This is a genomic window from uncultured Duncaniella sp., assembly GCF_910577345.1.
In the GTDB taxonomy this organism is placed as follows: Bacteria; Bacteroidota; Bacteroidia; order Bacteroidales; family Muribaculaceae; genus Duncaniella.
The window spans coordinates 1-20,789 of record NZ_CAJTMT010000017.1 but is presented as its reverse complement, the minus strand read 5'-3'; the positions used below and the strand labels follow the sequence as shown (position 1 = coordinate 20,789).

Here is a 20,789-nt window from a genome sequence, read left to right as displayed (position 1 = left end):
GGTTTCATTATGAAAAAGTCTCGCTCCTCCCGTCAGACGGCATCCGTCAGCCAATGCTCAGCAACAGCGTCAGTGGCAGCGCATCCCTACAACTACGTTTCCCGAAAGTTTTACAACGACTTGGTTGATCGTATCGTCGAGGCCTGCGGTCTGCTTCCGGATGCCGGTAACCTCCGCATGGAAGCCATCATGATGATAAACAGCTATCTGCACAAGGGGACAATTGACCTGACAGACTGTCCGACCGAACTTGCACTCATTTTCACCATCCTGCGTCCTGAAATCGATCGTGCTATGGCCCGCTCCGCATCCGCACGCCGTCGCGCTGCCTCGCGCCGAAAAATGAACCACCCGGGGAATCGCAGGGATGATAGAGTTGAGAAACGGACGGATGGAAGCGCTGAGGAGCGAACGGATGGGAGGGCTGAGGAACCAAGGAAAGGGAGGGCTGAGGAGCGAATGAAAAGCGACTTTATATCATCACATCACCGGACGGCAACCGGAAAGCAACGATTTGGCACCACCTTGCCGGATGGCAACCGGTAAGCCGCGATGTGTCACCACTCCGGATGGCAACCGATAAGCAGCGATGTGTCACCACTCCGGATGGAAACCGATAAGCCGCGATGTGTCACCACCTTGCCGGATGGCAACCGGAAAGCAGCGATTTGGCACCCCTTGCCGGACGGCAACCGGTAAGCCGCGATTTGGCACCCCTTGCCGGATGGAAACCGATAAGCAACGATTTGGCACCCCTTGCCGGATGGAAACCGATAAGCCGCGATGTGTCACCACCTTGCCGGATGGAAACCTAAAAGCTGCGGAGCAGCGATGCGCTGGTAGCCCCTCATCGAGCGAAAATGCAATGAAGCTCGCAGGGCGGAATTGCATTTCGCGAAGGTGTGGGGAAAAGGAATAACATCCACACCACGGGCATCGAAGATGTCCGATAATAACGCATTTTGAATAATTGTTGGTGTGGATTGTAGGGATTGAAAATGTGTTTCGTTATTTGATACGGATCAATACCGTGGATGATAATTTGCCTATGCCGGGATGATATTATCGGACATCTTCGATGCCCGTGACGGTTTGCCAACCGATAACCCCACACCTTCGGGCACGCAATTCCGCCCTGCGGGCTTCATTGCGTTGCCCTCGATGTGGGGCTACCATCACATCGCTGCTGCGCAGCTTTCTGGTTGCCATCCGGAGTGGGGATGTCATATCGCGGCTGCCCGGCTTTACGGTTGCCATCCGAGATGATGATGCTCAACCCGACTTCCTCCCCATCCGGCCCCACCGGATAGTTGATTGTAGGGACGCGCTGTAGCGCGTATGCCGGATGAAAATGCAGGGACTGAATTACTATTGCTGATGGCATCTGACAACTATTCTGACGACCATTCTGACGACGATTTGCCAACTATTTGATGGCTATTCAGCAACTATTCGACGACCATTCGGAGAAAAATATTAGAAAATCTAAAGATTTGTTGTCAAATTTAAAAATAAATTTTATACCTTTGCCATTGTATTACATACTCGAATAGATTAATAGTTAGCTAAAAGCCTTATAATTGTAAAAATGTTGTACAAGGAAAACGTTTGCTGATGTATGCGTGCTTCCACAATCTGTAAATTAACAGAATATATCTTCTCTGTTAATATTGTTGCTATATGGCCATACCGACTGAGGCAGATCATTCATGATATTTGCATTTTAGTTGATGCATCACAGCATTCAGCGATATTTCCCACGTTTTCAATCAATCTTCCGTCATTTCAGGGAAAGGAATGACATAACCTAACCAATTATTTATTGCAATGAAAAAAATGTTACGTTTTCTATTGCTGATTATGGTCATGCTATACGGCTCGCAAAAAGCCGTTTGTGCCACCAAAGTAGGTGACTTATGGTATTCTCTTGATGGTGGCATACATGTGGCTTGTGTGGTGGCCGGTGACTATACCGGGCTTAAAGATGTGGTGATACCGTCCAAAATTGCCGCTGACGGTGTCGAATATCATGTAACGGAAATCGCAGCAAGAGCCTTTGCAGAGACCTCCACTTTAACATCAGTTGAAATTCCGGGCTCCATTGAATTAATCAGTGCGTATGCATTCAGCAAGTGTCCGGAGCTTAAGACCGTACGTATCAAGAACGGGGTCAAAGGTATAGGCAACTTTGCTTTCCAGGATTGCGAGAAACTGGAAGTATTGGAATTACCAACCACATCACTGAGAAATATCTATGAAGCTTCCTTCATAAACTGCAACTCTCTTGTCAACCTCAATCTGCCCGAAGGATTGGAAGGTATTGGAGTACGCGCGTTTCAAGTTTGCAAATCACTAAAGGAGGTGCGCCTACCGGATTCAGTCACCAATCTGCAATTGGGTGCATTTGAGTATTGCGACTCATTGAAGAAAGTGACACTCGGTAAAAACACAAGTTATATTGGTGAAAGTGTCTTCCGTCATGACTTTTCATTGGAGGAAATAACATTCCAATGCAAAATATCCACTAATAGAGCCTATGCATTCGATAGAACAGGCAACATCAAACGTATCAATATTTCAAGTCTGTCTGACTGGTTAAATTCTGAATTTAGTGGAAATAATCCAATGGGTGCAAATAAGGCGGACTTATATTGCAATGGAAAAAAGGTTACAGATCTTGTCATACCAGAAGATATCACTTCAATCATGGGGTATGCTTTTTATAACTGCACATCACTGAAAAATATCCGTATCCCGAAACATGTTTCTCAAATACCGGATTTCAGTGCTTTTGGTGGAACTAAACTCAATAGTTTCATAATTGACGATTCACCTGAACCAATATCTGTAGGCTCGACATTCATAAACATGGAGGCTGATTCAATTTATATTGGACGCAAAATGAATATTACAGAACAGATTAATCCTGTGGTAAAGACCGTTGCGTTTGGAGATGAGTTGGACGAAATCTACGCGACTCTGTTCCAAAACTGCAGCCAATTGCAGAAAATTGATTTAAACAAGGTTCGAAAGGTTGGCACAAAGGGATTCTATGGTTGTGGAAACCTCCGCGAATTAAACCTAAGAAATGTTTCAGAAATTGAAGCACAGGCTTTTGATAGATGCAACTACTTACATACAATCAAGATCGAAACATCCACACCTCCAATTGTAGATGCAAGCTCATTCAGTCAATCCACATTTAAAACAGCCCAATTAATAGTTCCTATAGGAGCAAAGAATACATACGCCAAAGCTGAAGTATGGAAAAACTTTACCCGCATTGTCGAGACCGGCACAAACTGGGTTGAAAAAGAGGTGACACTTTCCACCTCCGGCTCACTGATGAATAAAATTTCAATGAGCGATATTGAACGAATCGGCAAGCTAAAGGTATCTGGCGACATAAACGGCACTGATATTCTTCTAATTAACAAGATGGTAAATATGTATTCCCTTGATCTGTCAGACACCAATATCCGAAGCGGCGGTATGCCATATTATGAGGATGACAAGAGCAGCATGGTGACTGAGGATGACGTACTCAACCGTTATTGGGCTTACGGTTTAGGATTCGTAAAGGAGCTGAAACTGCCCAAGACAATAAAGCGGCTTGGGGATTATGCTTGCGAAAATCTTATTTTTGTCGAAAGCCTGACACTACCATCTGCTGTAAGTGCAATAGGGACTCGTGTATTTAACGGCATGAACTCACTAAAAGAACTAATTCTTGAAGATGGCGATGAAATCCTTTCTGGTGGTTACGACAACTATCTGAGCATTGAAAATTTATATCTTGGAAGAACAATCTCGACATCATATCCGCGTATCGGGGGAAATCTAAAAACTCTGACTGTTTCACCAAACGTTGCTTCAATACCTCTGCATTTGTTCGGATCTGGAACTACGAGCAATATTCCCGCATTGGAACGGATTGATATATCTGATCTTGAAGCCTGGTGTAGAATAGGTATGAGTACACATGGATCCAACCCCCTCTGGTCAGGCGCCAAAATGTATTTGAACGGGGAACTTATGGAGACTCTGGAATTCCCATCAACTCTTGATAATGTCAAGCCGTACTCTTTTGCAGGATACAAATGGCTGAAAGAGGCCAGCATTCCATCATCTGTCAAGACTATAAATGAGGAGGCATTCAATACCTGTTCAAATCTTAAGCACATATCTATTCCAAATTCAGTAAATGTCATCAAAGGAGGCGTATTTGCCAACTCCGGTCTTTCGTCCATAGAACTTCCCTATTCTATTGAAAGTATCGAAAGATACACATTCCATAATTGCGCTTCCCTCTCTGCAATTTCCATCCCGGCATCCGTGAAAAAAATTGGAGAAAATGCATTCGTGGACTGCAAAAAACTGAAAAAAGTGACTGTCGCAAACCACATACCTCCTACAATGAATGAAAAATCATTTGACGATGCCGCATTTACAAATATCCCCCTCTATATCCCGAAAGAATCGTCATTCATCTATTACCTCCATCCCTTCTGGAGCAAATTCATGACACGCGAGGAACTTCCCGGCGGATACTTCTCTGAGAATCCTGTCAAATTCAGCGTGGACGAGACTAACGGCAATGAGGCGATAATCACACCGTCTACTGATGCAACAGGCGATATTGTCATCCCCGAAAATGTTGAAGTAGAGGGAAAAACATACACTGTCACTTCCATCACACCCGAAGCATTCAAGGATAATACTACTATTACAAGCATTGTGATTCCTGAAACCGTCAAATATATCGGTTACGATGCATTCAATGGATGCAGCAATCTCAAAGAACTTACCATCGGCAACCCGAATACAAGCCGTTCATTTAGATTACCTGCAAGGGATGACAACGAGGAGACTGAGCCAATCGTAATTGGAGAAAATGCATTCGCAAGCTGTTCTAAGCTCGGATCTGTAAAGTGTGACCTTCCTGTTCCGCCCCGTGCCCCGGAAAACGCGTTCCCGGCTGAGGTTTACGCAAATGCAGTCCTTGAAGTACCCTCCATTTCTTTCGATGACTACAGAAACTCTGAATATTGCTGGAGCAAGTTCGTGAATGCCACATCAGGAATCGAAGACATTATGACTGACAGAAATGACACGCTCTCCGTCGTTGACGGTGAGGTGGTCGCTGCTGACAGTGAGGAATGGTTCGAGGTCTACAATATCTCAGGCGTTAAGGTCTGCGAGGGTCGTGGACGCAGCAGCAGACTCGAACGCGGCATCTACATTGTCCGTATTGCCGGTAAGTCAGTCAAGGTAATCATCTGAAATCCGGTCAAGGTAATCATCTGAAATGATAACATGACAGCGATATAAACTGAAACGACCAATTCAATACAACCAACCGATAGCAGCTATAAGCATATATACAGAGTAGCGATTAAGCCTTTATCACGCTTACACATGCTATCCCGGCGGGGAGGTATCCGAAAAACGGATACCTCCCCGTTTCCGTATGGAGATGACCGCTCATTGGCTGTTTACACGATGACATGTAATGGGCTGTAGGGACGCGCTGTAGCGCGTATGCCGGATGAAAATGCCAAGTGGAAATGCCAGATGAAAATGCCAAATGAAAATCCCGAATAAAATTGCCGGAACATGAAATGAATTGCCGTGATATTGCATAAACAAAAATGACAGATTTAATCCTCGGCCATAAACAGGCCGGGTATTAAATCTGTCATTTTTATTATTTTGCGGGAGTGGGTGCAGTTCATCGGGCATACGCGCTACAGCGCGTCCCTACACCCCCAGCAGGGTTTATTCCATCAGCTTGCGGTAGCGGCGGCGGGTGGGTTCCTTGCCGTCGTTGTGGGCACGCTTGTAGTCCTCGTAGTCAGAGTAGGAGCCTTCGAAGAACACCACATTGCCATCACCCTCAAACGAAAGGATGTGAGTGCAGATGCGGTCGAGGAACCAACGGTCGTGGCTGACAACGACAGCACATCCGGCGAAATCGTCGAGACCCTCTTCGAGAGCGCGGAGAGTGTTCACGTCAATATCGTTGGTAGGTTCGTCGAGCAGCAACACGTTGCCCTCCTCCTTCAATGCCATCGCGAGGTGGAGGCGGTTGCGTTCTCCACCCGAGAGGACGGCAATCTTCTTCTCCTGGTCGGCACCGGTGAAATTGAAGCGCGAGAGATAGGCGCGGGCGTTCACGTCGCGACCACCCATGCGGAAGCTCTCGACACCCTGCGAGATGACCTCATAGACGCTCTTCTCGGGGAGGAGGTCGTGGTGAGTCTGGTCGACGTAGGCAATCTTCACGGTCTCACCAACATCGAAAGTGCCGGCATCGGGAGTCTCCTGACCCATAATGAGGCGGAAAAGAGTGGTCTTGCCCGCACCGTTGGGGCCGATGACACCGACGATACCGCCCTGCGGGAGCGAGAAGCTGAGGTCCTTGAAAAGCTGTTTCTTGCCGAATGCCTTCGAGAAGCCCTGCACGTCGATGACTTTCGCACCCAGACGCGGACCGTTGGGGATGAAGATTTCGAGGCGCTCCTCCTTCTCCTTCTGGTCCTCGTTGAGGAGGCGGTCGTAGCTCGACAGACGGGCCTTACCCTTGGCCTGACGTGCCTTGGGAGCCATGCGTACCCATTCAAGCTCACGTTCGAGGGTCTTGCGGCGCTTCGAAGCCTGCTTCTCCTCCTGAGCCATACGCTTGGTCTTCTGGTCGAGCCATGAGGAGTAGTTGCCCTTCCAGGGTATACCCTCGCCACGGTCGAGTTCGAGAATCCATCCGGCCACATGGTCGAGGAAGTAGCGGTCGTGGGTGATGGCGATGACGGTTCCGGGATACTGCTGGAGGTGCTGTTCGAGCCAGTCGACCGACTCGGCGTCGAGGTGGTTGGTAGGCTCGTCGAGCAGGAGGATGTCGGGCTGCTGGAGGAGCAGACGGCAGAGAGCCACACGGCGGCGCTCACCTCCGGAGAGTGTGGTCACGCTCTGGTCGTCGGGGGGACACTGGAGGGCGTCCATTGCGCGTTCGAGTTTCGAATCGATGTTCCATGCGTCGGCTGCATCGAGCTTGTCCTGAAGCTCGGCCTGGCGGGCGAGGAGCGCATCCATCTTGTCGGGGTCCTCAAGCACGTCGGGGTCACAGAACGATTCGTTGACCTTGTCGAACTCGGCGAGGAGGTCCATGATGGGCTGCACACCCTCGCGGACAACCTCAATGACGGTCTTCGAGGGGTCGAGCTGCGGGTCCTGCTCAAGATAGCCCACGGAATAGCCGGGCGAGAACACGACTTCGCCCTGATAGCTCTTGTCGAGTCCGGCGATTATCTTCAGAAGCGAAGACTTACCGGAGCCGTTGAGACCGATGATGCCGATCTTGGCACCGTAGAAAAACGAGAGGTAGATGTTTTTCAACACCTGCTTCTGCGGAGGATAGGTCTTCGAGACACCTACCATCGAAAATATCACTTTCTTATCGTCAGCCATATTGTATGCTTTTATATGATTATTGAATATTATTCACTTATATGCTATAGAGTTAACGCAAACCCGGGTCAAGAAATTGTCCTGAGGTTGGTTGTTATTCGGGAAGAGTTTTGTAATTTTGCACCCCGAAATTCAATAGGTTGTTTTGGCTTCCGCCGTGGAGAAGATACAAAAGGACAAAATGGCAGAAGAGACAAAAGATTAATCTCTCAGGGGAAATACGCTTCTGTTGCTTCTGTTTTCTTTTGTTCGTCTGTATCTCTTTTTCATCGATTTCCGGACGGAGCCGTTGTTTTCACCAATAGGTAGTTTTAATTCTAAAATCTGAAATGTCAATATGCAACGTGGACTTGTAGCCCTCGCAATAGGTACTTTCGCCCTTGGCATAGCCGAATTCGGCATGATGGGCATACTCGGCGATGTCGCCCGTGGTGTTGATGTCAACATCGTCACCGGCGGCTATCTCATCTCAGGCTATTCACTCGGTGTGGCCATCGGTTCGCCGATTCTTATCTTTCTCCACAGGATGCCGCTGCGCCGCCTGCTTCTGCTGCTTGCCACCATGATTGTGGCGGGCAACGCAATGGCAGCGCTGTCGCCCAATTTCCCGATGCTGCTCTGCTCCCGCTTCATTGCCGGACTGCCCCACGGGGCTTTCTTCGGCGTGGGTGCAATCGTCTGCTCGCGTCTCGCCAAACCCGGACAGGGCGCGCAGGCCGTGGCGGTGATGGTCGGCGGAATGACTGTGGCCAACATGGCGGGGGTCCCGATCGCCACATGGATAAGCAACACTTTCAGTTGGCGCATCGCCTTCGGGCTCGTGGCCGTCATCGGAGTGCTGACGCTTGTGGGGATACGTGGATGGATCCCGTGGCTTGCGCCCGTGCCCGACACCGGCATGAAGGGTCAGTTCAAATTCCTCCGCAGCGCGGCTCCGTGGCTCATCTATGCCGGAGTGTTCTTCGGACAGGCAAGCGTATACTGCTGGCTGAGCTACATCGAGCCTATCATGACCAAAGTGACCCATTTCACCTCAGGCAACATGACCTGGATTATGATGCTTGCCGGAACCGGCATGGTGACCGGCAACGCTATTGCGGGCAAACTTGCCGACCGCTACGGAGTGGCGCGCGTCTGCGGTTCGCTGGCAGCAGCGATGGTGGTGGTCATGCCTGCGCTCTATTTCTGCGCACCGCTGAAGGTCCCGTCGATTGTGCTGATGTTTGTCGCCACCGGCGCTTTGTTTGGCATCGGCGGTCCGCTGCAATATCTGATTGTGCGCTTTGCCAAGGGTGGGGAGATGCTCGGAGGTGCGGGCATTCAGATTGCCTTCAATGTCTCCAACGCTGTCAGCGCCGCTCTCGGCGGAATGGCCATCCACCACGGACTGGGGCTTGCCTCGCCAGCACTCGTCGGAGTGCCCTTCGCGGTCATCGGTGCCACAGCCCTCTTCATCCTCGGCCGGAAATACCGTATGCAGGGAGCTTAAATACCTGAGGAAAAACCTTTTTTGCTGGAAGGGTACACCTGGAAGGGTACATAAGGACATAAGGGCAGAAGGGACAGAGGTTTTGAGTTGTTAGTTTTTAGTTTTCAGTTGTGAGTTTTAAGGTTTTAGTTGTGAGTTGTAAATCGTGAGCGGGCAGTTTATAGTCGCAAGCATACAGTGATAAACTCCAAAACTGCAAACTTCAAGCTGTTAACTCAAAACTCACAACTAAAAACTAAAAACTCCCAACTCAAAACTTCTGTCCCTTCTGCCCTTATGTCCTTATGTACCCTTCCAGGTGTACCCTTCCAGCATACGAAGCATCACACGCAGCAGGGCCCTACTATTTCCTTGCTTTGGGGGCGTATTTGACGGGATAGTCGCAGCGGGTCTTACCGGCGATGATATTGTTGAGCTTGCCCTTGATGAGCTGCTTGCGTATCATCGAGATATGGTCAATGTAGAGCTTCCCTTCAAGGTGGTCACACTCATGCTGCACGATACGGGCGAGGAAACCGGAAATCTCCTCTTCGTGAGGCTCGAAATTCTCGTCGACCCAGCGGAGGCGGATATGCTCCACGCGGCCAACCTTCTCTGAAAGGCCGGGGAGGCTCAGACAGCCCTCGTCGCGACCCACGATGTCACCGTCGAGAATCTCGATTTCGGGATTGATGAGTGTGAGCTTGCGGCCCGCACATTCGGGGAAACTGTCCTTGACAGGGTCGGCATCAATGACAACAATCCGCTCCGAGCGGCCGATCTGGGGCGCGGCAAGACCGACACCTTCGCTGTCATACATGGTTGCATACATATTCTCGATAAGCTCCTTGAGGCCCTCGTAGTCCTTGGTGATGGGAGTGGCAATCTTGCGGAGCACGGGATGTCCGTACAAATATACTGGTAAACGCATCTTATTAAGAAGTTTTTTATTGATTTTCAATTATTGCAAAGTTGGGAGGGGATACAAAAGGACATAAGTCCCAAAAGTGACATAAGGATAATAATTCATATCAGAATCCATCAAAGAAGACAATCGGCCATCCGGAAATCCGGCGGCGAAGAGGAAGACCATCGGTCATCAGGGAATCCGACGGGAAAGAGGAAGACCATCGGTCATCAGGGCGTCTATTGACAGTGAGGAAACTCATCGGCCATATTGAAAAAGCGGCCTCCGGTTTCATCATAGTCTAAATCCTTTTGTCGCTTATGACCCCTTATGTTCTTCTGTATCCAACGGCCAATCATGCATTATGAATCATGCATTATGAATTATTCAAGAACTGTCTGCTCTCGAGATAACCGTTGAGGATGATGACTGCGGCCATGCGGTCGATCGCCCCCTTGTCGCGACGGTCGCTCTTCTTCACGCCCGAGTCAAGCATGGCCCGGTGGGCGAGAGTCGAGGTGAAGCGCTCGTCGAAAAACTTTATCTCCATCCCCGGCAGCTCCTTGCGCAACCGGTTGATGGCCGGAGTGATATAGCGCATCGACTCCGACGGGTTGCCATCGAGCGTCTTAGGCAGTCCGACAATAATCTCGTCGACCGGTTCACGGCCGACGTAAGTCTTGACGTATTGAATCAACTGTGCCGACGGCACAGTGTCAAGCGCGGTGGCCACAATCTGCAACACATCCGTCACAGCCAGCCCGCAGCGCTTACGTCCGTAATCTATAGCGAGTAATCGTCCCATTTGCAACCGCAAAGTTACGCATTTTTCGGCTCAGGGCGTAATTACGTTGCATGAAAATCGCAAATCCATGAAAAAGGCACGAAAAGACAGACGCTCAGAAGAGACAAAAAATTATAACCCTTGCACAAAGTCCACCCCGACAGGCATTAATCCCACTACACGCCTACGGCAAATCCACCCTCCCAACAAATATTAATTCCACATCCCAAAACGGCCAATTCAACATTCCGACAGATCTTAATTCAACATCCTTGCAAGGCACATCTAACCTCTCGACAGATATTAATTCCATATTCCTGCAAGGCACGTCCAACCGCCCTCCAAGCCCTGAAAGGCACGTCCAACCATCTACAAGCCCTGAAAGGGCGTTGCAATCATAGCCCCATCACGAGCGAAACGGTGAGGGCGAAGCCCCGAAACCGTCGAGCGAAGGCATGGGGTAAACCGTGACCAAAATCAAGGGCCTCGAAGAGGTCCGCCATCCCCGCTGCACCATGTAAACCATTACGCTAAAGTAAACTTCACGCCATCGTATCAAAAACCAACGGCAAACGAACAATTAAAACAAAATAAGTTTTTTAGTTTCTTAACACACTGAAATGCAATCATTTCGCATTGATTTCGTAACTTTGCAATACTTTATCGTTACTCCGAATTTTATCTAATCATTATCACTATGAACATACTAAAATTTATTCTCATATTTTCATTTTCGTTGGCCTCTTTAGCTGTATCGGCATCGGATGTCTCTACGGATGTTGGCGGAATGGAATCGTCTGTAGGCATGGTGGATGTTTATTCAGACATGGCCGGGATTCAATCTTCAGGCTTCTCAGGGACTGAGAATTTTGCAACCGACCAGGAGACAAACGCGAAACCAATTGCATATTCCAACGCAGACCCGGAGACAGCCACGAGACCAATTGCATATTCCAACGCAAGCATGGAGATTTCCGCGAAGCCGCTTGCCTACTCGGATGCATACAAGCAGACAGCCGACTGGGGCAAGTCGCGCGTGCTGAAGGCTACCGGATGGACCACATTCGGCCTTGGAGCAGGGATGCTTCTCGGGAGCGCGGGATGGCTCTATGGCTGCATGTTGACCGATACATACGGCCATAACGACCGCATCGGCATCAACGCTCTCGCAATCGGCGGACTGGCATTCGTGGCCGCATCGGTCCCTCAGCTCATCCTCTCGGCCAAATATGCCCGCAGGGCAAAAATGTCGGCCCCGGTCAGCTTCGCCCTCGGCATGACCACCGTCAACACCTCCCTCTCAGGCAGTCAGACCACCCACCCCGCCATCGGCCTGAGTGTGAGATTCTAACTACCACTACTGTCAAGAAATGACATTTCTTATTGTAAAGATGTCAAGATACATTCGGCGGGTAGTATGATAGTGGTCATGCAAAGACTGATACTCAAAACCCAAACGTGAATAAAATCTATTTGTCCGAGGATTATTCAACGAATCGACAGTAATAAACTGACATCCCGCGACATTAAATTTTGTAAACGTATGGGCGACATAACGAATGATTATCGACCCGATTCCCGCTGACTGCAAATCACTTCTTACGCCCAAATGCCCTATATTTACTGCCGGAAAAGAAGGCTGTAATGGAAAAATGGAGCGGTATTCGGTTGAAAGATTCGGAAAATCCTCAGTATCATCCTCTTCAAGCATTATTGAATCATTCGATAGAGTGAACACGCCCAATATTTCACCCGAAACACAATGCTTTACACAATAAGGTGTTATATATCTGTATTTCGCACACAGACGCATCTCATTATGGATAAAGTCATCAATCTCTTTTACTCCACACGAAAATTCTGACAATGAAGTATATTCACTATCATTTACCCGCGAAAATATCAAATCACGACCCGAATATTGGATTTTTGCCTCCACAATTTGCCGTTATCTGATTATAAATCCGCTCTCTCATCTCATTTTCATGACGTATGTCATTAATTTCACTCTGCGTGAACTCTCCGCGGACGCGACGTTCCAATTCATTACGGAAGTGGAGAATCTCGTCTTTAGTCATAGGAGGATTGGGGACTGAAGGTATCATAATCAAACTGTTTGATTACAAATATATTAAATATCCGTCAATTTATCCGTATAAATTAACATTTTTAACATGTAAAACTAACCTAAAGGATTTCGCAGCTTGTGTTCTTTCCCTCTCTTGCTTCAATGATTGGAATTACGCGTCAGAATGACTGGGAAAAAGTATTTTAATAAATATGCTTAATCCCTTGATTTTTATGCGGATTTTTCGTAAATTTGCGTGATTATCATACTTACTGACTTCCAATTTCAAAAATTCACCAATCACACGACATGAATCATCGTATATTTTTTGCTTTCGCCTGTGCAACACTTGGCGTACAGGGAATGATGGGTGCGGAAAAATTAACCTCGCCGGATGGTGACATCTCTCTGACTTTCGAGCTACGCGACGGACGTCCCACCTACTTCGTAGATTTCAAGGGTAAGGAAATCATCGCCCCCTCCGGTCTCGGTTTCGACCTTTTCAGCGAGTCGGGGCGCAACAGTTTCACTCATCAGGGAAAGAAGACCGGCGCAAACGCGCTCTCGCTCAAAGACGGTTTTGAGATTGTCGACACTACCCGCGACAGCGTCGACACCACCTGGCAACCCGTATGGGGCGAGGAGACTGAAATCCGCAACAACTACAATGAAATGGCCGTCACGCTGCGTCAGCCCGAGTTCGACCGCACGATGGTGGTCCGCTTCCGCGCCTACGACGACGGCATCGGCTTCCGCTACGAATTCCCCGGACAGCCCAACCTCAACTACTTCGTCATCGCCGAGGAGGACACCGAATTCGCAATGACCGGTGACCATACGGCCTACTGGATTCCCGGCGACTACGACACGCAGGAATACAACTATACCAAGTCGCGCCTCAGCGAGATACGCGACCTCTTCCCCTCGAAAATCAACCCCGACAACGCATCGACCACACCCTTCTCGCCCACAGGCGTGCAGACATCGCTGCAACTGAAGACCGACGACGGCGTATATCTCAACATCCACGAGGCTGGCACCATCGACTATCCGACAATGCACCTCAACCTCAACGACACAACCATGACCTTCCGCTCATGGCTCACCCCCGACAACCAGGGACGCAAGGGCTACATGCAGACCCCGACCAAGAGTCCGTGGCGCTCGGTAATCATCACCGACGATGCCCGCGACATCCTCGCATCGCGCCTCATCTACAACCTCAACGACCCGACCTCGTTCGAGGACACCTCATGGATCAAACCCGTGAAATATATCGGCGTGTGGTGGGAGATGATTTCCGGTGCGGGAACATGGAACTACACCGACGATGTCTATTCAGTCCAGCTCGGCGAGACCGACTACACCAAGACCAAGCCCAACGGCCGCCACAGCGCCAACACCGAGAAGGTGAAACGCTACATCGACTTCGCTGCCGAACACGGCTTCGACCAGGTGCTCGTCGAGGGATGGAATGAAGGATGGGAAGACTGGTTCGGCCAGTCGAAGGACTATGTGTTTGACTTCGTGACACCGTATCCCGACTTCGACCTCAAGGGACTCAACGACTACGCCCACTCCAAGGGTGTGAAGCTCATGATGCACCATGAAACCTCGGCTTCCGTCCGCAACTACGAACGCCATCTTGAAAAGGCTTATCAGCTCATGAACGACTATGGCTACAACTCAGTGAAGAGCGGCTATGTCGGCAACATCATCCCCCGTGGCGAATATCACTACTCGCAGTGGATGAACAACCATTATCTCCATGCCGTAAAGGAAGCTGCCAAACACAAAATCATGGTCAACGCCCATGAGGCAAGCCGTCCGACCGGTCTTGCCCGTACCTATCCCAACCTCATCGGCAACGAGAGCGCACGCGGAACCGAGTATCAGGCTATGGGCGGCAACGACAAGAGCCACACTTCCATCCTCCCCTTCACCCGTCTGCAAGGTGGCCCGATGGACTACACTCCCGGCATCTTCGAGTTTGACCTCTCGACCTTCACTCCCGGCAACAACTCGAAAATTGCCTCAACCATCCCCGGACAGTTGGCCCTCTATGTGACGATGTACAGCCCCCTCCAGATGGCAGCCGACCTCCCCGAGCACTACGAAAAGCATCTCGATGCCTTCCAGTTCATCAAGGATGTCCCCGTGGAGTGGGAACGCTCAGTCTATCTCGAAGCAGAGCCGATGGAATATGTGACCATAGCCCGCAAGGACAAGAATTCCGACGAATGGTATGTAGGTTCAACCGCAGGTCTTGCTGACCGCAAGAGCACCATCTCGCTCTCCTTCCTCGACCCGGGCCGCAAGTATGAGGCCACCATCTACGCCGAAGCCCCCGACGCCAATACCGTCGACGGCCAGACCCGCTACACCATCACCAAAAAGACCGTGACCTCCAAGTCGAAACTGACCCTCAACGCCCTCGCAGGCGGCGGCTACGCGATCTCAATCAAACCCCTTTGAGATAAAAAAGCACTCTCCGGAGCAATTTCAATTGCAAGCCGGAAGAATTTTAATTCAAGCCGGAAGGATTTTAATTCAAGCCGGAGGGATTTTAACTCAAACCGGAAGGATTTTAACTATAGAAATGACAGCCAAAAACCGATTTGGCTGTCATTTTTTTAGATATTACTGCATATTTTAGAACTTTTTCGTATATTTGCCCTATTGGACTTATTTGGCTTATCTGGCCCATCGGGCTTAGCAGGATTAATAAGTCTAATAAGTCTAATAAGTCCAATAGGCCAAATAGGGCTAATAAGCCTAATAGGCTGAAGGCTGAAAACTCAAAACTCTCAACCCAAAACTCTCAACTAAAAACTAAAAACTCACAACTCAAAACTGAAAACCCACAACTCAAAACTCCAATCACAATATGCGAAAATCTTTACTCTTACTTTCATTAGTTGGCTTGATGGCAGGGCCGGTTGCGGCGAGGTCGCTCTCTCCGTCCGAGGCACTTGCAAGAGCGTTGAACAACACAGGCGCAGTCGCCGGAGCGCACCGCGCACCAGTCCATAAGACACCGTTGATGACAGTCGGCGCGCAGGATTCCCCCGCCCTCTATGTGTTTGACCAAGGAGAGCAGGGCTATCTCGTTGTCTCTGCCGACGATGTGGCCGCTCCCATCCTCGGCTACAGCACCACCGGCACCTTTGACCCTGAAAACATCCCCGACAACATGCGCTGGTGGCTCAGCCAATATGAGGCTGAAATCGAAGCCGCCGCAAATGAGGGCGACATGCAGTATGCAGCCTCAAGCCGCGCAGAGCGCGCCCCAATCGCACCTTTGGTAAAAGCGACATGGGACCAAAGCACTCCCTACAACACCTATTGCCCCAAAATCAACGGACAGCTCACAGTCACCGGTTGCGTGGCCACAGCAATGGCACAGGCCATGAGCTATCACAAATGGCCTGAGACCTTCGATGCTGATTTCACATATCAATGGACAAGCGGCGGCAGCACACTTTCATGGAAACAAGCCGGAGTGAAACTTGACTGGGCCAATATGCTCGACTCCTATCGTGGCAGCTACTCGAAAGACCAGGGAAATGCCGTGGCCATGCTCATGCGCGCCTGCGGATATTCCGTCATGATGGACTATGGGGTCGGTGCCTCAGGCGCAGCTACCATCTATACCCTCCCGGCGCTCGTCAACGACTTCGGCTATGACAAAGGCACCTACGTTGCCCTCCGTGAATACTATTCCCTCTCCGACTGGGAAAACACCATCTATGACAACCTCACGAACTGCGGTCCCGTAATCTACGCCGGTTCCAACTCCGAGGTGGGCCACTGCTTCGTCTGCGACGGCTACAGCCGGGATGGATATTTCCATTTCAACTGGGGCTGGAGCGGCATCAGCGACGGTTACTTCCGTCTGACCGCACTCGACCCCGACTCGCAGGGTATCGGTGGCAGCACCGCAGGCTACAATGTCGGCCAGCTCGTCATCCTCGGACTGCAAAAACCTGTCGAGGGGTCCAAGCTGAAAATCAACATTCTCTGCGAAGGCAAAGTATGGGCTGAAGCTGAGAACGGCATAATTACTTTCAGAGCCATCGACGGCGGATTCTACAACTATTCGTCGAATGATGTCACAGGTTCATTCGGCATACGCATAATCAACGATGCGACCGGTGAAATTGACGATGTCACCGGAAATGATGCCACTTACCAAATGTTCTATGGCTCCGGCGGTCTGAGATTCAGCGGTCTTGCGGACGGCACCTACCGCATGTATCCCATCTTCAAGCCCGTTGGCGAGGAGGCATTTGTCATCCCGTCAATCGCCACTGAACCGGGCTATGTGATTGTCAAATACGCTAACGGCAAACTTGAAGCCACTTCGCCGGAAATGGGCCGGTTCAGCGTCCGTGACCTGACTCTCGACACGCCGATGTATGACGGTGTTCCCTTCATCGCCAGCGGCTCTGCATTATGGACCGGAGAGTTCAGTGCGACAAACACCGTCTATGGTGTGCTCATGAACGGTACTGTAGCCGACTCAATCATTGCCATAGGCGCTCCCATGCAACTGGAATTCCCGGCCGAAAGCGAACCGGTTGAATTTACATATCAATCCAAATGGATTAAAACGCTCAAGGCAAGCATACCCGCAGGCAACTACTACTTCTCAATGGCGATTGACGATCCCGGCGCACCGATTGGAGTGACACTGCTCACCTCGCCCATCCCGGTCAGCTACATGGCCAACCCCGGCGCGCCTAACACCACTCTCGCGAGCTGGAATGTGGTTGACCGCACAAACGTCAACCCCGACAACCTCATCATAAATGCTGACATCAAATGCAATTCCGGATATTTCTTCGACTACATCATCGCCGCTGTGTTCGATGGTAACGGAATGAATGTAGGACAGTTCAACTCCAAAGTGACTTCAATCACTCCCGGAGAAACCAAGACCATCACAATTAATGGTCAGCTACCCAACGCCAAAGCAGGTGAGACATACAATGTCGCGCTCTTCAACTCACAAGGAAAGCAGATGAGCAAGGGAATCCGCATCACCATCGGTGACCGAAGCGGCATCAACGACATTGTTGCCGACAGCAGCAAGGGAATCACTGCCTCGCCCAACCCGGCTGTCGATTACACCGTCATCACCGCATCGTCGGAAATCAGCAGCGTCGACTTCGTGTCATTGGCAGGCTCCGCCATCTCCGTTCCCGTTGAAATCGACGGAGCAAGCGCCCGCGCGGATGTCAGCAGTCTCGCTCCCGGCCTCTACATTGCCCGCGTCGTGACCGCCAACGGCATGGAGACCGTCAAGATTATCAAGAAGTAACAATCTCCTACCTTATTTCTATATGGTAAGACATCTTATTCTTCCGGCCATAACCGCGAGTGCGGTTATGGCCGGTTGTTCCACTCATAAAGAGGTTTCCGACGGTCATTCAGGAGCCGTCGGGTGGAACAAAAGCCTTGAAACCGAGCAAACCGACAGCACATCGGTCATCTTTCTGCCCGGAAATGGGAACACGGGCGTACGCGACACGCGCCCGTCGGCAGTCGTGCCCATGGCCAAAATCTACAAGACCAACGGCGACTATGCCGAGCGCGTCCCGGTGATGCTCAACGCCTCGCGGACGGCACTCGTGTCCTATCCAGCACCGTCGGATCTGCGCGACAGCGAACCGGTGAAGCTTGACGACGGTTTTCTGCTCGACCGCCGGGGAGTTGGGGTCAACACGGCTTTCACCCGCTGGACCTACAAGGAATATTCAGAAATGACAACCCCACCCTCCCCGGAGGAAATCATGGCCAACCTCATCCCGGAAGCCCGCGTAACGGAACTTTACGAAATGCCCTTCCCGGCAAGCACCCCCGACGCCCCCGCCCGCTGCAACACCCTCATCACCACCGGCCTCCCCGGCTGCAAGTCACTGATACTCCGCATGAAACTGTAAACCGGGGATATAGATACAGAAGGACAAAAGGGCATAAGGAACAAAAGTTTTTTAATCTGATTGATATATTATCAGACCAAAGACTTCTGTTCCTTATGCCCTTTTGTCCTTTTGTATCTATTCCCAAATAGGGGAATTATCAATAGTGGAATGAGGAGCCGCCGAGGAATTCGCGGAGGAGGGAGGTCGGGGGGATGAGGGTCGAGGGGATGGAGGAGAAGTAGCTGAGGAATTTGCGGAGACGGTGGGCCTCGGCATATTCAACCACATCGTTGGGGACACTGCGGAGCACACGGTCAGCCTCGTCGCGCATCACACCGAGCTCAAACAGCAGGGACGAATTGAACATCGAGTCGGCATTCTCCTGATAGGGGAAAATCCATTTCTCCTCGCCACGGCGCACACTCGGCCAACGGCGTATTGTCTCCAGTGCATTGGTACCGCGATACTTGTAGTCACGGATGATACGGCGGAGCAGACGGTTGTCGGTAGTCGACACCCAATTGTGGTCATCGAGGGCGAGAGTGGTAAGCGCCGAGACGTAGATGCGATATTTCATCGAAGGATCCACATCGCGCGTCAGTTCGGGATTCAGGCCGTGGATACCTTCGATGAGAAGGATTGAACGGTCGTCGAGTTTGATGCTTTCCTGACGGTATTCGCGCTCACCGCGTTCGAAATTATAGTAAGGGATTTCTATCTCCTCTCCCTTGATGAGGCGGTTGAGGTGTTCGTTGAAAAGTTCGAGGTCAAGCGCGAAGAGCGACTCATAGTCATAGTCACCGCTCTCGTCACGCGGCGTGTGGTGGCGGTCAACGAAGTAATTGTCAAGCGAGATCATCACCGGCTTCAGCAGATTGGTGAGAAGCTGCACTGCAAGCCGTTTGGTGAAAGTCGTCTTGCCCGACGACGACGGTCCGGCAATCAGCACCACCCTCGCGCCGCCGTTGTTGTAGCGCTCGGTAATCTTGTCGGCAATCTCACCGATATACTTCGTATGCAGAGCCTCGGCGACGTTGATCATCATGGCCGTACCCTTTCCTGCGGCAACTTCGTTGACATCACCGGCATCACGGATACCGATAATCGAATTGAAGCGGAGATAGTCGGTGAAAGCCTTGTAGAGCTTGGGCTGCGATAGGGGAATTGTGGGCTTCGAGGGGTCGGCCGGGTCAGGTCCGAGCAGGAGCAGACCCTCCTCGTAGGGGACGAGGTCAAAGACCCCGAGCATACCGGTGCGCGGGACGAGATTGCCGTTGTAGGTATCGGCAATTCCGTCAAGACGATAGTAGACGGTATAAAGCTCATGGAGGGTGCGGAGCAGCTTCACCTTCTCGTGAAGTCCCTGCGCCTCCATTATGTCAATCACGTCGGTGGTCAATCGCTCCTTGCGCTCAAAGGGGAGGTCTCGCTCGACGAGAGAGCGCATCCCGGCCTTTAGACGTTCGCAGACAGCAGCATCGACATGCACACCGTCAAGACGGCAGTAGTAACCGCGTGACACGGAGTGGCTGATGACGAGTTGCGCGCCGGGATAGAGGGAAGCCACTGTGCGGTAGAGCATCATGCAGAGCGAACGGATGTAGCATCTGTGGCCCGATGGGGAATCGACGGGGAGGAATTCCACCTGTTTCGGCATGAAAACCTGAAACGACAGATCCTCAGCCTTATTGTTGACGCGGGCACAGACCGGAACGAATGAGATACGGTCCTTGATACCCTCGTAGATTTCACTTAAGGTCTCACCTCCATTGATGGGGAGATATTCGCCGAGATTGGCGCAGTATACTTTCAATTGCTTGCTCATGATTGCGATGAATTTTGCAGCTACGGGATGGCCGGTAGCTTGTGTGATTTTTAGATACTATAGCTTTGTTTGAGGGGTCTACTATAGTTTTGACTTTTTGTGTGTTCCCAAAGTTAACTCAGCTTTTGTTTAAATTTTGCAAACTTGATTTTTAGAGGAGTTAACTTAAGTTAATTTAAACCTTTTATACGAATTTAACGGAAAGTTTTGCCAATTTGTTCACTCATGGTTTGCCGTTTATTCATGGGTTTGTCGTTTATTCATGGGTTTGTCGTTTATTCATGGGTTTGTCGTTTATTCATGGGTTTGTCGTTTATTCATGGGTTTGTCGTTTATTCATGGGTTT

At 50.4% G+C, this 20,789-nt stretch carries 14 protein-coding genes; 8 read left to right on the top strand and 6 right to left on the bottom strand.

Annotated elements, in window-relative coordinates:
• Window positions 1-9 precede the first annotated feature (9 nt).
• Entirely contained in the window at window positions 10-546 is a 537-nt protein-coding gene (locus tag QZ310_RS08665; protein WP_297072108.1) for a hypothetical protein, read from the top strand.
• A gap of 80 nt (window positions 547-626) precedes the next feature.
• On the top strand, window positions 627-815 hold the full coding sequence (locus QZ310_RS08660; RefSeq protein WP_297072107.1) for a hypothetical protein: 189 nt from the start codon (window positions 627-629) through the stop codon (window positions 813-815).
• Window positions 816-1,144: 329 nt separating this feature from the next.
• Here QZ310_RS08660 and QZ310_RS08655 read toward each other — a convergent pair whose 3' ends face one another.
• Window positions 1,145-1,384: a hypothetical protein gene (locus QZ310_RS08655; RefSeq protein ID WP_297072106.1), complete on the bottom strand. Its 240-nt coding sequence runs from the start codon at window positions 1,382-1,384 to the stop codon at window positions 1,145-1,147.
• A gap of 443 nt (window positions 1,385-1,827) precedes the next feature.
• Here QZ310_RS08655 and QZ310_RS08650 point away from each other — a divergent pair, with 443 nt between their 5' ends.
• Window positions 1,828-5,283: a leucine-rich repeat domain-containing protein gene (locus QZ310_RS08650; RefSeq protein ID WP_297072105.1), complete on the top strand. Its 3,456-nt coding sequence runs from the start codon at window positions 1,828-1,830 to the stop codon at window positions 5,281-5,283.
• A gap of 495 nt (window positions 5,284-5,778) precedes the next feature.
• Here QZ310_RS08650 and ettA read toward each other — a convergent pair whose 3' ends face one another.
• The gene (gene ettA, locus QZ310_RS08645; RefSeq protein WP_297072104.1) at window positions 5,779-7,464 is read right to left on the bottom strand and encodes an energy-dependent translational throttle protein EttA; all 1,686 of its coding nucleotides are present in this window, start codon (window positions 7,462-7,464) and stop codon (window positions 5,779-5,781) included.
• A gap of 337 nt (window positions 7,465-7,801) precedes the next feature.
• Between ettA and QZ310_RS08640 the strand changes: the two genes are divergently transcribed.
• Window positions 7,802-8,953: an MFS transporter gene (locus QZ310_RS08640; protein ID WP_297072103.1), complete on the top strand. Its 1,152-nt coding sequence runs from the start codon at window positions 7,802-7,804 to the stop codon at window positions 8,951-8,953.
• A 343-nt stretch (window positions 8,954-9,296) separates the two neighbouring features.
• Here QZ310_RS08640 and def read toward each other — a convergent pair whose 3' ends face one another.
• Window positions 9,297-9,863 carry a peptide deformylase gene (def, locus tag QZ310_RS08635; protein WP_297072102.1) on the bottom strand — a complete coding sequence of 189 codons (567 nt, stop codon included), beginning with the start codon at window positions 9,861-9,863 and terminating at the stop codon, window positions 9,297-9,299.
• Window positions 9,864-10,215: 352 nt separating this feature from the next.
• Window positions 10,216-10,644, bottom strand: coding sequence for a Holliday junction resolvase RuvX (gene ruvX / locus QZ310_RS08630; RefSeq protein ID WP_297072101.1), 429 nt, complete (start codon window positions 10,642-10,644; stop codon window positions 10,216-10,218).
• Window positions 10,645-11,320: 676 nt separating this feature from the next.
• Here ruvX and QZ310_RS08625 point away from each other — a divergent pair.
• Window positions 11,321-11,974: a hypothetical protein gene (locus QZ310_RS08625; RefSeq protein ID WP_297072100.1), complete on the top strand. Its 654-nt coding sequence runs from the start codon at window positions 11,321-11,323 to the stop codon at window positions 11,972-11,974.
• Window positions 11,975-11,986: 12 nt separating this feature from the next.
• On the opposite strand, the gene QZ310_RS08620 is transcribed toward QZ310_RS08625, so the two are convergent.
• Complete coding sequence (locus QZ310_RS08620; protein ID WP_297072099.1) at window positions 11,987-12,562, bottom strand: GNAT family N-acetyltransferase; 576 nt, start codon at window positions 12,560-12,562, stop codon at window positions 11,987-11,989.
• Between the two features lie 438 nt (window positions 12,563-13,000).
• Here QZ310_RS08620 and QZ310_RS08615 point away from each other — a divergent pair, with 438 nt between their 5' ends.
• The 3 genes from QZ310_RS08615 to QZ310_RS08605 all read left to right on the top strand — a co-directional run bounded on the left by QZ310_RS08615 (window position 13,001) and on the right by QZ310_RS08605 (window position 18,636).
• Window positions 13,001-15,166 carry a glycoside hydrolase family 97 protein gene (locus QZ310_RS08615; protein ID WP_297072098.1) on the top strand — a complete coding sequence of 722 codons (2,166 nt, stop codon included), beginning with the start codon at window positions 13,001-13,003 and terminating at the stop codon, window positions 15,164-15,166.
• Window positions 15,167-15,578: 412 nt separating this feature from the next.
• On the top strand, window positions 15,579-18,014 hold the full coding sequence (locus QZ310_RS08610; protein ID WP_297072097.1) for a thiol protease/hemagglutinin PrtT: 2,436 nt from the start codon (window positions 15,579-15,581) through the stop codon (window positions 18,012-18,014).
• A gap of 22 nt (window positions 18,015-18,036) precedes the next feature.
• A complete protein-coding gene (locus QZ310_RS08605) occupies window positions 18,037-18,636 on the top strand; it encodes a hypothetical protein (RefSeq protein ID WP_297072096.1) in 600 nt (199 codons plus the stop codon).
• Between the two features lie 139 nt (window positions 18,637-18,775).
• On the opposite strand, the gene QZ310_RS08600 is transcribed toward QZ310_RS08605, so the two are convergent.
• Window positions 18,776-20,443: a nucleoside kinase gene (locus QZ310_RS08600; RefSeq protein WP_297072095.1), complete on the bottom strand. Its 1,668-nt coding sequence runs from the start codon at window positions 20,441-20,443 to the stop codon at window positions 18,776-18,778.
• Window positions 20,444-20,789 lie beyond the last annotated feature (346 nt).